We start from the raw sequence: 12,479 nt of genomic DNA on the forward strand, positions 1-12,479 counted from the left end.
AAGTCAATTCACCTTCCTCTCCACCGCTAGCAATCAAACTCTTGCCCCTTCTAATACAGAAAGCACGTCGTACAACAAATTCCGTAATACGAAAATACGGTATTCAGCCGAACCCTCAACATCGTCTAAAATGGGTTTGGGCAGCACCGAAAGTGCACCGTCAATTCGGGATTCTGCCGCCTGTCCCCACCTATTGAGATGCGCCTCAAGCTCCGCTGAACGAAATGGAAATGGACATAGACCACTGATGGCCACCCTTATCTCTTGACCGATTTTTAAAGCAGCTAGCGTTATTAGCGGATAGCCGGTATCCCATTGTTGGCGTCGTTTGACAGCATAAAACGGCGCTTCGATAAAGCGGCGGTCTGTAGCGGTCTGAACCAGCATTTCTCCACGTTTCAATTGCAATTGTCGTTGAAAAATTTCATGGATTTGCACCGTCTTGATCCCTTCAGGACCGACAATCATCAGCTGACTGTCGGCAAGCAAAAACGGCAAAACGGCCTCTCGGTAAAAAATCTCGGCGCAAATATTGCCGCCTAAAGTAATTTTACCGCGGGCGGTATGGTCAGCTACTTCACTAGCGACTTTCGTTAATAACGGAAATGGATTCGCTTCTTCAATTTGCGTTAACGAAAGCGCGCTGCCCAGCAGCAGTTGACTGCCTTCGGACTTGATGATCTTACATTCAGCAATCCCTTTAATATCAATAACGGCATCAGCATAAGCCAAATCAATTCTTCCGAGGGTGATTAATTCGGTTCCTCCAGAAAAAAAGATGACCTGCTTTCCTTGGCCTGCCTGCTTTTGATATAGCTCAACAGCCTCTTGCAACGTTTCCGGACGGTAATAGTCAAAGTCAAAGGGAAGCACGATGTTCGGCCTCCTTTGCCCGCCAAATTAACTCCGGAATGAGCGGCAAATGGTGAAGCTGTACCCCGGCAGCCAATGATAAGGCATTTCCAAGGGCCCCCGGCATCCCCATTAACCCATGTTCTCCTGCCCCGCGTGCTCCATAAGGCGAATCAAGCTGTGGGGTTTCAACAAAGCCGACTACATATTCCGGATTTTCGCCATACCTCAGCGGTCGATAAGTCCGCAGTTGCGGGTTTAGTACCCGGCCGAGGTCATCAAAATAAAAGGTTTCTCGACCGGCGAAAGCCAATCCCATACTCATCGCTCCCATTACTTGACCCTCAGCAGCTTTTTGATTCATTACCCGGCCAATATCCAAAACCGTACACGCCTTCACCAGCCGGTACGTATAATCTCTCCGGTCCAATTCAATTTCCACTCCATAGGCGGCCGGTGTCCATTCCGGACCCGGTTTTCCCTCACCTGTTTCCGGATCTAAACTGGTAAGATGCCGTAAGACAAAATTGCCGCGGCCGATGATTTGACCGCCAATCGTATTCCCATTTGGATACTTGTAGCCATAGCAAATATCTTTAAAATGCAGCCCGATAACCGGATCGTCGCGAAGAAAGACACGGCTTCCGCCAACCTCCAAATCTTCCTCGGGTGCTCTTAAAACACATGCTGCCACTTCTTTCAACTGCCGAATGACATCTTCCGCTGCTTCTAAAACAGCTCTTCCTGCCATATAGGTTCCCCTGCTGGCAACGGTCTTCCAATGCTCCGGTGTTGTCTGGGTATCCACCTCCATGCGGACATGAACTTTGTCCACATCCATTTTCAGTTTTTCAGCCAAGATTTGAGCCAAAATCGTTTTCGTTCCCGTTCCGATCTCCACTACCCCGGACATTAAATTAATACTGCCATCCCGATTAAACGTCAAAATAGCCCCGGAAGGAGCATTCGGGTCAATTGTCGATGTTTTCCAGCTGCAGCTCACCCCTTTTACTCGAATAAATCGATCATTGATAACCTTAATCGGTCCCTCGTCCCATTGGATTAATTCCCGCAATTTTTCAATGCATTTTCGTAAATCGCCAACATTGCTTTTCGTCAGCCTCACCCTCGTCGGTGTTGTATCACCGGGCATGATCGCATTCAGATATCGCAGCTGGAGCGGGTCGATATTTAATTTCTGAGCCAACAGGTCCATTGTCCGTTCAATCGCAAACGACAGTTCGGAATGACTAAACCCCCGGAATGGCGCGGCATAAGGATGATTCGTATACATGCAGTATGAATCGCACCAGACATTGGCGATATTGTAAGGGCCGGTACAATCAACAGTACCTGATCTGGTGACATCGATGGCTTTATCGGAATAAGCTCCGCCGTCCCACAAATAGCGTATTTCCGCCGCCTTTATCTTTCCATTCCGATCGGCACCCAATTTTACTGTCGCGTCAAGGCCGATATGGCACGGCGATGTTAAAATATCTTCTTCCCTTGTATTAAAAAGCTTTACTGGTTTCCCGCCCAGTTCTTTTGAAGCCAAGTAAGCAAGCACCTCCAGTTGAACGGCAGCTTTTCCGCCATACGCTCCGCCAACAAGAGGAGTATGAACGATGATTTTCCCCATGTCCTCATCAAAGTAATCGGCAAGCAGCCGCTTCACCATGAATGGTGCCTGCGATGAAGTCATGATAATGATCGTGCCGTCGGGCTGGATCTCGGCCGTGGCACATCTCGTTTCCATTGCCGCGTGATCCGAAGGGGCAAAGGAAAAACTCGCCTCCACCACCGTTTCACTTTCCGCCCAGCCCTGTTCCATATCTCCTTTCCGAATTTTTATATGGGTGGCAATATTGGTACCTGGCACCGGAAGGGAGTCCTCTTCTTTTTTGTACTCTCCAAGGTGTTCATGAACAAGGGGTGCTCCTTTTTGAAAAGCTTGTGTCGGTGAATTTACCACCGGAAGCAATTCATATTTTACGTTTATGAGATCGGCGGCTGTCTTTGCTTGTGAAGGCGTATCAGCGACCACAACCGCCACTGGCTCGCCGTGATAGCGAACTTTGTCTACCGCTATCGGCGGCCGGTCCCGAATGGCCTCACCTGTAAGCGGATAACGCTTACCGGAGAGGATCGCTCTAACACCCGGAACCTGCCATGCTTTTGATGTATCGATGCCAGCAATTTTCGCATGTCCGTATGGGCTGATCACCATCTGTGCCGACAACATCCCTACGGATTGAAAGTCATTCGTGTATCTAGCCCGCCCGGATACTTTATCCCAAGCCTCTTTCCGAATAACACTTTTGCCAATTACCTCCATTTTCGATCCCTCCTGCCACATAGAATCGGTGGCGTAAGACAGCAGCTTAACAACCCTAAATACTAGACATTTGATTCCTAACACATTTATATTAAAGTGACTGCTATTCCTAGAATAATGATTTGCCAGCGGGATTGATTTTCTTAAACTATTAATGCTTCGTTAATAATTTGTTAATAATTACTTGTTATGATATAAACGTGGTTCAGAAAAGAACCTTTCAACCTCCACCCCCTTTATATAGATTTTTTTTTTGAGAGCCCGGTAAATAACCGGGTATTTTTTTGTCAATGACCGCATGTATACTTCCTGCCATCCCTGTCAATAACAATAGCAACAATGATTTAAAAGAGGTGTTATTAATTGAAGGGGATCTATTATATCAATGATCGCATCCTGTTTAGTGGCCTCACAAAGGATGAAACCATCTCGCTGCAGCAGGAATCTATCGTGAAATATATCACGAACCAAAATATCAACATCGTCAAGCTTAATCCCTCCCAACTGACGGATTATTACACAAATCCGCACGCCCTTTTATATGACCTGAAAAAAGAAGATCAGCAATTGGATTGCTTCATTTCCTATTCTCAGCAAGTGATGGAGGATTATATTTACTCTTACCCAGCCAAATGGCTCATTTTAAAAAGCTTTTTTAAAAAGATGATCGTTATCGAAAACCAAAATGACTGGAACATGCAAAGAGTCATTTAATAGTTTTCCTACGGCGAAAAATAATCACAATATATATGAGGAATATGACCAGCAAATAGGTACCGTATAAGCCAAATGAAAACAGCTTGTTTTGCTGAAATGAAGCACCGGCAAATGACAAAATCAAGATATTGGGGATTTTGCCAATTACCGACGCAGTGAAAAAGATCACCCAGTTCACATGACTAATGCCGCAAATTATATTAATCACCGGAGATGGCATTATCGGAAAAATCCTGCAAGTTAAGATGGCAACAAAAGAATGACGGATGAGCCATTCTTCGTATTTTTGGACATTCGGGTATTGCTGCAGTTTTTTCTCGGCATAGTCCCTGAACCCATACCTGCTTAAATAATAAAACCCCATGGTCCCAACCATTGCGCCAGATAATGTTATTATCGCTCCCTGAGCGGCGCCGAAGACTGCTCCAATAACCCCTGCCAAAACGGGAAAAGGAACGAGCGGGAAAAAGACGCATATCGCCACAAACAGCATGCTAACCAAAATCGATCCCGTGCCACCCGCTTTTATTAACAGAAGTAATTCATCTTTTTGAAAAAAACCAATTATGATAATCAGCAAAAATACGCCGATACTGATCATTCTCTTCGACATTACGACTTCACCTAATTCTAATTTTTAATAATGAAAACTTAATAGAATGTAGATATATTGTAACATTCCTTGCATCCACGTGACGAAGACAAATTTATAATAAATATATAGTCACAATTTAGTTTAAAATGAGAAAAGCTTGGTGATGAATATGCAAGGAATTGGAAAAGGACATCCACATGGAATCGGCAAGGCCATCAATTATGACCAAAACCCTTTTATTGTCATATGGGAGGTCACGCGGGCTTGTCAACTGAAATGCGTGCACTGCCGTGCAGATGCGCAAACTACTCCGGATCCGCGGGAACTTACGCATGAGGAAGGCATTGAATTGATTGATCAAATTTATGAAATGGATAATCCGATGCTCGTGTTTACCGGCGGGGATTGCATGATGCGGGAAGACTTATTTGAATTAGCTGACTATGCGATTAAAAAAGGAATGCGTGTCTCGATGACCCCTAGTGCCACCCCGAACGTAACGATTGAGAAAATGAAACAAGCTAAAGAAGTTGGACTTTCCCGCTGGGGCTTCAGTCTCGATGGCCCTACACCGGAAATTCACGATTATTTCCGCGGTACCCCTGGTTCCTTCGAACTGACACTTGAGAAAATCAAATACTTAAATGAACTGGAAATGCCGCTGCAAATCAATACCGTGATTTCCCGTTACAATTATGATTCACTCGAAAAAATGTCCGAGCTTGTGGCTGAGCTTGGGGCAGTTATGTGGTACATCTTCCTGCTCGTTCCAACCGGGCGCGGACAATTGGATGCCTGTATCTCTCCGGTTGAACACGAAAAGGTGTTTCGCTGGCTGTATGAGCTAAGCAAAACAGCGCCATACGATATTAAAACAACTGCGGCGCAACACTACCGCCGGGTGGTACTGCAGCAAAAAATGCGCGATCATTTAATTGAAAAAGGTGAAATCCACTATGAGGATACGATTACAACTGATTTTGCTTCAATGCATGACGGGTTAAAGCGCGCTCCTAAAGGTGTGAATGATGGCAATGGCTTTATTTTTGTCTCACATATCGGCGAAATCATGCCCAGTGGTCTATTACCAATTGTTTGTGGAAATGTCCGAGAAACACCGCTTGCCAAAGTTTACCGGGAGTCAGAGGTATTAAAGCAGCTGCGGCGGCCAGACAACTATAAAGGAAAATGCGGCATTTGCGAATACAACAAAATTTGCGGTGGTTCCCGCTCGCGAACATATGCCGTTACCGGCGACTATTTGGAAAGCGAACCATTTTGCATCTATATTCCGCAGGCAATGCGCCAAAGCACGGGATCAATTTGAACCATTAAAAGGCATGTCCTACTAAGGCATGCCTTTGTGTTACTCTATTAACCCGGTATCGGAAATTTGCACTTTTGTATGAACCTTAAAGTCAATGGTAGGATAAATCCTTTGCCACTCTTTCCAATCATTATCATGAAAATGCCTTGACCGATAACGAAGGCCGAATCCTACAGGGTCCAAACCTGCTTTTTGGATTTTACGCAAGACCCTCAAAGCTTCTTTGGAAAATTGCTTACCGATCACCTTTTCATATTTCGATAATTGTTTATTGGCAATTCTTTTTGTTGTTTCTTCAAGAACTGCATCTACCGAGACATCGAATTGAATGTAGGGCTTTTTTCCTTTCGGTGTATAGATTTTATATTTCGATTTTACCTTTTCTGTATTCACAATCATGTTCGTTTGTCCCTTTTTCCCCCACAGTGAAGATTTTTCCTCACGATTCAGAAAGAAATTAAGCATCTTGGTCTCTTCCGGTTGAAGTTCCAGCAGCATTCTACTTTTGTTAAAAAGTCCAACGGTATTGATTTCCAGGATATCCTTTTTGGCTTCGATGATCGGCAAAACAGGGTCAATCCCCCGTTCAATTGCCCTAAATTTAAAATCATACAAAAATTCCGATATCACATACGGTGTCTCGGAACCGTCCTTTCCTAAAGCGAGAAACAAAGCGTTTGATGGAAAGTACTCTGATGTTGGTTTGACCTTTAAAACAGCCAATGCACTTGGTTTCCCTACAGCTATCCAGGCAATGGATTGGACATCCCGCCTTCGAATGAACCAATAATTGACTCCGGCATTTCCTCTTCGTTTTACCAGCTCATCCCCTAGCAAAATAACGTTCGCATGACTGAAGTCAATCTCTTTATCAACCTTTGTTTTGATAATTCGTACCGCTTCCGATATCGAGTTTGCCTCTTCGGACACAATTTGGTATTCTGCCGGACTTTCCCTGGTCGTTTTGGGAACAGCAAATTTCAGACTGACGAGATATTTTTTTGAACTGTTTTTAGCAAGATCAACTCCAATACTGACAACAAAAAAACGCTTGTCAATATCTTTAAATCCACAGCCATTTAGCAACATGAAGGTCAAAAATATAATGAACGATAATTTCCATTTAGAAGTTAACCTCAAGTTGTCCGCCTCCTTGCCCATAAGACAAATCCTGCAACAATCACTATTTCAAAACCAAGACGGAAAATCATCCAATAAACAGTTAATCTATTTAATAGAAGCGAATTAAAATAAATCACGCCAAGAACCGCCAAAACGGTAAAGTAGCCAAGAATCACCCCATTCTTTTTTTTACTGATTTTTTCCTTAAACATTCCCTTTATTAATTCATAGGCAACATGCCAGTGAACGGATACACTAACAAGCGTGATACTCATATAAAACATTAAGAATAAAAAGATTGCTCTTTCGATTGGACTATAAACCAATCGAAGCGAGTCCGAGGTTGAGATCCACGGATAAAGATATTCCTGAGCCCCATCCGAACCGTGAAAACCAATTGGAATCAGAAAGGTGGTGAATAGATTAAACAGGCCCAAAAAAAGAGTCGCTGCAAAGTTCCAAATTTTTAACTTTCCCCTGATTAAACGATTAAAAATGATCAGATTCATATAACCGGAAAAACAATAAGTTGCCGCGGCAACGGCTTTTAAACTTGGTCTCGTCAAAATATGTGTACCGACCTCAAGAATTGAGTCCCAGCTCAAGTATTCATTTATAAATGCGTTAAAAATGATTAAGCTAATTAACGGAATATTTATCAGTAAAACAATTTCGAGGAAATACATCACTCTTTGCGTCGGCAGCTGAATAATCAGAAAAATGCCTGCTAAATAAATCCCGAGTAAGCCCAGCTTAGGCATTTCCGGATTGATAAACCTTGATAAAATATCAATAAATCCAATCAAAGTGATCAGGCCTGCTGTGAACCACATGAATTGAATCGTGCCCAAAAAAAGAATGATTAACTTCCGATGCTTTCCCTGTTCTACTATTTCCGGCAGTCCCTGTTCCGGGAACTGATTCATCGCAGTGCTATAAAGATAGGTAAGAGCCATCCCAATCGGAATTGCAATGACAACCCCCATAACCGCACCTTCGTAGCGGTATTCAATTAAGATCTTGGGGACAAATATGATGACATTGACGAACATATTTAATAACACTAAATAGAGAAAATACCGATTCAACAGCCTCCCCCCTCTATCATTTATTGTTTTCCTGGTTTACTTTGAAGCGCTGACAAAAATGCCTCACCAAAGCTATCGAGTTTAACCATGTAGGCAATAATCATAAAGAAACCAAGGACGACGCCAACAAGTCCGAAGAGCGTTGATAATAATAAAATAAAATACTTCAACACTCTAATTGTGAAGCTGAAGGCATTAATGGGGATAACAAAGTTAGAGATCGCCACAAACGATACAATGACAATCATAATATTGCTGGCTAGTCCTGCTTCAGCGGCGGCTTGTCCCAATATCAAACCGCCAACGGTTGTTGCTGTTGGTCCAATCGCTTTAGGCAGCCTGATGCTTGCCTCAATTAAGAGTTCCATCATAAATAACATTAATAGAACCTCAACAAAGGATGGGTACGGGATACCGGTCCTGCTTCCAGCAATTGACAATGCCAATTGCACACGAAAAACCTCTGGATTGTAGCTGCTAATAGCCACATAAAGACCGGGAAGAATCATACTCACATTAAAGGCCGTATAACGGAGTAGCTGTAAAAACTTTGCAATCCAATAGGATTGATAAATATCCTCCATTGAGGACATTAAATCCTTCATCACGGTTGGCAAGATAACAGCATATGGGGAACCCTGAACGAGAATAATGACCTTTCCATTGGATAAGTTTACGGCCACCCTGTCAGGTCTTTCGGTAACCAGCATCAACGGGAATAGTGCTCTGTTGGATTTCTTCAACGAATCAAACAGTTGTTCTCCCGTTTCCAACATATCAATATTTACTTCACCCAAGAATTTTTTGACTCTCTTCACTGTTACAGGATCTGCAAACTTGGAATCATGAAGAATCATCACTTTCGTTTTCGAGAGTTTGCCCACCTCCGTCGATTCCACCATTAAAGACGTGTGTGGATAACGGTGGCGAATCAAGCCCAAATTTACTGGCAGGCTTTCACTAAAACCTGATTGCGGTCCCTGGATGGTGGTCTCGACGGTGGTATCCAAAACGGCATTATTTCGGTCCACTTTGCAATCAAACAAAAAAACATGATCCTGATAGAAAAGAACCGCTTCACCTCGCAATACATCATCAATCGCTTTCTGCTCATTTTCATACGCTTTTATCTGGGCATGCGATTGCAGATAGTTGAGGAAATCTTCAGGACTATCGGTTTCAAAAAAAGGTTTCACCACATTTTCGTGCAAAACCACTTCATCCGAAATCGTTTTTATGTACAGTACTTCCAAATATTTTTCTTTCGTAAATTTCTCTTTAAAAACCAAATCCTCAGACGGCTGCAGCTTGCTTTTTAAACTTTCCCGAATCGCAATAACCTTGTTGGATGGCATATTTCTACCTCGCAGCTTACTACTTTAGTTTTAATTTTTCGCAATGAATGGTATTTTATTCTAAGAGAAGAGGAGAATATGAAAGCAAACAGAGTTTGGTGAGGGGTTTTTATGTTTAGAACATTAGCAGTCAGTAAAAATCATATTGTTGTGAAAGATGTTGAAATTTCCAAGCTGGTTGACGGGGATTTTTTATGGTATTGGATTGATTTTTATGAAGCAACGGAAGAAGAGATAGAACTTCTAAGTAATCCGCTTCATTTTCATCCGTTAGCTATCGAAGATTGTCGATATCATCTTCAAAGACCTAAGCTTGATTATTATGACGGCTATACCTTCTTTGTCACGCAAGCTCTTAACCAAGGAACCCTAGAAAGAGAAGAGGTTGATTTTTTTCTAAGTGATCATTATGTGGTAACCTATCATCATCGGCCCTCACAGGAAATTAATCAGGTGTGGACCCGCTTAAGCCAGTCAACTAATATTAAGAAATGGGATCCTTCCCATGTCCTATATGATGCGATCGATAAAATGGTTGACAATTATTTTCCTCCTGTGTATCAAATTGAAGACAAGTTAAATGAGATTGATGAAAATTCTAAAGGGAGGTCCATGGAGGCCTTACTGGAAGATTTATTTGATACACGGCACGATCTCCTTTCATTGCGGCATACGATCACCCCGATGCGCGATCTGATATATCGCATCCTCAACTCGCAGCGGATGACGTATATTCATGGAAAAAAAGAGTATTTCTCTGATATTCACGACCATTTACTGAAATTAACGGAAATGATCGAAGCGAATCGAGAGCTGACGACTGACATTCGCGATAGCTACATCTCGATCAATTCAAATCAAACGAACCATGTGATGAAAGTTTTAACGGTGATCACGACGATCTTTATGCCGCTAACTTTTATCGTTGGTCTTTACGGAATGAATTTTCACAATATGCCGGAGTTAAGCTGGAAGTACGGCTATTTCGCGACACTGATCATCATGTTTATAATTGCCATGGGAATGACCTGGTGGTTCTACAAAAAAGGCTGGTTTAAATAAGAAAAGCGCAAGGGGCTGGCATCATTGTGACAGCCCCTTTCTGCTTACTTCGGTTCTTGCCAATTTTCATAGACAACGGTACCACCGGTTAAATCGATGGTGTTGCGCTCCCCTTTGTAATACATTTTGCCGTCTTTTTCAAAGATTAAATGGTCATACGTATATACCTTCTGTCCATTCGGAAGGTCGATCACCACTTTCTCCCCTTGTTCCTCAACAGGTGCCTCTAGATCAGCGGGCCGCCGATCATACTGCCAGTAAGTGATTAAACACGCTGCTAATACAATTCCTATGACGATGAAAAAAAATCGACCCTTCCACGACTTTTGCTTCGGCTTCTGATGATATAACTCAAGCCTGGTCATTTTTTCTCCTCTCCTTGCCAACATTTTAAGTACTTCAAGCTATTTTTTAAAATAGTTCGAACACTCCCATTTATCTCCAAGTTATCAAAATTTTATAACCCTACAAAATCAAATCACTACCTATCCTATGCAGCAGCTAAAAAAAGTTGCTGCTTAATGCTTTCACAACATGAAATTTTTTGATTAGTTGTATAATTAAGAAGGAATATATTCAGAGAGGAGTAGATATATGACTTACCCTAATACTAAGGAAACCATGAAATTATTAAAAGATTTAGTCTCCATCCCAAGTCCCTCCGGTAACACGAATGAAGTGATCAGCTTTGTGGAGAAATATCTCAGGGAACAACATATTAAAACGACAAGGAATCGCAAAGGCGGCTTAATTGCCACTATCGAAGGGAAAGACACCAGCAGGCATCGGATGTTAACGGCACATGTTGATACACTTGGGGCAATGGTAAAGGAGATTAAGAAGAGCGGACGATTAAAAATGGATTTAATTGGCGGTTTTAAGTATAACTCGATTGAAGGAGAATATTGCCAAATTGAAACAAGCAGCGGTAAAAAATATTCCGGTACGATTTTAATGCATCAAACATCCGTACACGTCTATAAAGATGCCGGTAAAAAAGAACGGAATCAAGAAAACATGGAAATCCGAATTGACGAGAAGGTACATAGTGAAGAAGAAGTGCGTGCCCTTGGAATCGAAGTAGGAGATTTTGTCTCTTTTGATCCCCGTGTCGAGCTAACACCAAGCGGCTACATAAAATCCCGTCATTTAAATGATAAAGCGAGCGTTGCGATTTTACTGCAATTAATGAAACAAATTAAAAGCGAAAATCTTACCTTGCCTTATACGACCCATTTCTTAATTTCCAACAATGAGGAGATTGGCTATGGCGGCAACTCCAATATTACCCCCGAAACAGTGGAATACCTGGCTGTTGATATGGGGGCAATGGGTGACGGACAGTCAACGGATGAATACACCGTCTCCATTTGTGTTAAAGATGCCAGCGGCCCCTATCATTATGGATTACGAAAACATTTAGTCCGTCTTGCGGAGGAAAATAATATCGGTTATAAATTGGATATATACCCTTATTATGGCTCTGATGCCTCCGCTGCAATCCGCTCGGGAGCAGATATTATTCATGGCTTAATCGGACCGGGTATTGATTCTTCCCATGCATTTGAGCGGACTCACCAATCTTCGATTGAAAATACTGCCAAACTTTTATATCACTACATTCAGTCCGAATTAATTCAATAAAGCCTTCTAATGCTCGATTTTTAAAAGACCGTTTGCAGACACAGACGGTCTTTTTCATGCTTTCTCAATCGTATTTTAAGGATTTTTTAATGTTTTTTTCGTTGCATTAGACACAAAATACCAGTATGATAGAAAAGTCAGTTTCAGGAAATTGATTGCCAAAAATATTCCATTGTACATTTATTCCGGTAATTCCATTAATCGGGAGGAATTAGGAGGCAGAATTCATGTTTAAAAGATTGAAAGTTTTCTTTTCCAACCAAAAGGTAAAGTGGCTGGGACAGTTTACCTATTATTTACTGATTCTCCTTTTATTATTTTTTATGTATGGGTTCAATAGCGCTAGCTCAGGCAACTATATTTACAACGATTTTTAAAG

The 12,479-nt window shown here is 42.1% G+C and carries 12 protein-coding genes; 5 read left to right on the forward strand and 7 right to left on the reverse strand.

What is annotated here, in order from left to right; all coding sequences use genetic code 11:
* Positions 1-33: 33 nt before the first annotated feature.
* Entirely contained in the window at positions 34-873 is an 840-nt protein-coding gene (locus tag RCG24_RS07025; protein WP_308078726.1) for an FAD binding domain-containing protein, read from the reverse strand.
* Positions 860-3,190, reverse strand: a complete 2,331-nt coding sequence (locus RCG24_RS07030) for a xanthine dehydrogenase family protein molybdopterin-binding subunit (RefSeq protein WP_308078727.1) — start codon at positions 3,188-3,190, stop codon at positions 860-862. The genes RCG24_RS07025 and RCG24_RS07030 overlap by 14 nt, the downstream gene beginning before the upstream one ends.
* 363 nt (positions 3,191-3,553) lie before the next feature.
* Between RCG24_RS07030 and RCG24_RS07035 the strand changes: the two genes are divergently transcribed.
* The gene (locus RCG24_RS07035) at positions 3,554-3,904 is read left to right on the forward strand and encodes a hypothetical protein (protein WP_202654102.1); all 351 of its coding nucleotides are present in this window, start codon (positions 3,554-3,556) and stop codon (positions 3,902-3,904) included.
* Here the strand turns inward: RCG24_RS07035 and RCG24_RS07040 are convergent.
* Positions 3,897-4,520, reverse strand: a complete 624-nt coding sequence (locus RCG24_RS07040; protein WP_202654101.1) for a TVP38/TMEM64 family protein — start codon at positions 4,518-4,520, stop codon at positions 3,897-3,899. The two genes, RCG24_RS07035 and RCG24_RS07040, sit on opposite strands and share 8 nt — an antisense overlap.
* A gap of 145 nt (positions 4,521-4,665) precedes the next feature.
* Here RCG24_RS07040 and RCG24_RS07045 point away from each other — a divergent pair, with 145 nt between their 5' ends.
* On the forward strand, positions 4,666-5,829 hold the full coding sequence (locus tag RCG24_RS07045; protein WP_374049155.1) for a TIGR04053 family radical SAM/SPASM domain-containing protein: 1,164 nt from the start codon (positions 4,666-4,668) through the stop codon (positions 5,827-5,829).
* 39 nt (positions 5,830-5,868) lie between these two features.
* Here the strand turns inward: RCG24_RS07045 and RCG24_RS07050 are convergent, their stop codons facing one another.
* Genes RCG24_RS07050 through RCG24_RS07060 form a run of 3 tightly spaced genes read right to left on the reverse strand, consistent with a single transcriptional unit; the run spans position 5,869 to position 9,394 of the window.
* Positions 5,869-6,969 carry a Ger(x)C family spore germination protein gene (locus tag RCG24_RS07050; RefSeq protein ID WP_308078728.1) on the reverse strand — a complete coding sequence of 367 codons (1,101 nt, stop codon included), beginning with the start codon at positions 6,967-6,969 and terminating at the stop codon, positions 5,869-5,871.
* The gene (locus RCG24_RS07055) at positions 6,966-8,039 is read right to left on the reverse strand and encodes a GerAB/ArcD/ProY family transporter (RefSeq protein WP_308078729.1); all 1,074 of its coding nucleotides are present in this window, start codon (positions 8,037-8,039) and stop codon (positions 6,966-6,968) included. Before RCG24_RS07055 ends, RCG24_RS07050 begins: the two co-directional genes overlap by 4 nt.
* Before the next feature lie 20 nt (positions 8,040-8,059).
* On the reverse strand, positions 8,060-9,394 hold the full coding sequence (locus tag RCG24_RS07060) for a spore germination protein (protein WP_308078730.1): 1,335 nt from the start codon (positions 9,392-9,394) through the stop codon (positions 8,060-8,062).
* 111 nt (positions 9,395-9,505) lie between these two features.
* Here RCG24_RS07060 and corA point away from each other — a divergent pair, with 111 nt between their 5' ends.
* Positions 9,506-10,456 carry a magnesium/cobalt transporter CorA gene (gene corA, locus RCG24_RS07065; RefSeq protein WP_308078731.1) on the forward strand — a complete coding sequence of 317 codons (951 nt, stop codon included), beginning with the start codon at positions 9,506-9,508 and terminating at the stop codon, positions 10,454-10,456.
* 44 nt (positions 10,457-10,500) lie between these two features.
* Here corA and RCG24_RS07070 read toward each other — a convergent pair whose 3' ends face one another.
* Positions 10,501-10,821 carry a hypothetical protein gene (locus RCG24_RS07070; protein ID WP_202654096.1) on the reverse strand — a complete coding sequence of 107 codons (321 nt, stop codon included), beginning with the start codon at positions 10,819-10,821 and terminating at the stop codon, positions 10,501-10,503.
* 229 nt (positions 10,822-11,050) lie between these two features.
* Between RCG24_RS07070 and RCG24_RS07075 the strand changes: the two genes are divergently transcribed.
* Positions 11,051-12,100: a M42 family metallopeptidase gene (locus RCG24_RS07075; RefSeq protein WP_308078732.1), complete on the forward strand. Its 1,050-nt coding sequence runs from the start codon at positions 11,051-11,053 to the stop codon at positions 12,098-12,100.
* A 227-nt stretch (positions 12,101-12,327) separates the two neighbouring features.
* The gene (gene dltX / locus RCG24_RS07080) at positions 12,328-12,477 is read left to right on the forward strand and encodes a teichoic acid D-Ala incorporation-associated protein DltX (protein ID WP_202654094.1); all 150 of its coding nucleotides are present in this window, start codon (positions 12,328-12,330) and stop codon (positions 12,475-12,477) included.
* The last annotated feature ends 2 nt before the right edge of the window (positions 12,478-12,479 follow it).

The sequence above is a fragment of the Neobacillus sp. OS1-32 genome (assembly GCF_030915425.1).
Lineage (GTDB): Bacteria > Bacillota > Bacilli > Bacillales > Cytobacillaceae > Neobacillus > Neobacillus paridis.

Excerpts from the sequence above, each read along its gene's own strand:
- RCG24_RS07045 (WP_374049155.1), top strand. The coding sequence starts at position 4,666 with ATGAATATGCAAGGAATTGGAAAAGGACATCCACATGGAATCGGCAAG.
- corA (WP_308078731.1), top strand. The coding sequence starts at position 9,506 with ATGTTTAGAACATTAGCAGTCAGTAAAAATCATATTGTTGTGAAAGAT.
- RCG24_RS07060 (WP_308078730.1), bottom strand. The coding sequence starts at position 9,394 with ATGCCATCCAACAAGGTTATTGCGATTCGGGAAAGTTTAAAAAGCAAG.
- dltX (WP_202654094.1), top strand. The coding sequence starts at position 12,328 with ATGTTTAAAAGATTGAAAGTTTTCTTTTCCAACCAAAAGGTAAAGTGG.
- RCG24_RS07075 (WP_308078732.1), top strand. The coding sequence starts at position 11,051 with ATGACTTACCCTAATACTAAGGAAACCATGAAATTATTAAAAGATTTA.
- RCG24_RS07030 (WP_308078727.1), bottom strand. The coding sequence starts at position 3,190 with ATGGAGGTAATTGGCAAAAGTGTTATTCGGAAAGAGGCTTGGGATAAA.
- RCG24_RS07040 (WP_202654101.1), bottom strand. The coding sequence starts at position 4,520 with ATGTCGAAGAGAATGATCAGTATCGGCGTATTTTTGCTGATTATCATA.
- RCG24_RS07070 (WP_202654096.1), bottom strand. The coding sequence starts at position 10,821 with ATGACCAGGCTTGAGTTATATCATCAGAAGCCGAAGCAAAAGTCGTGG.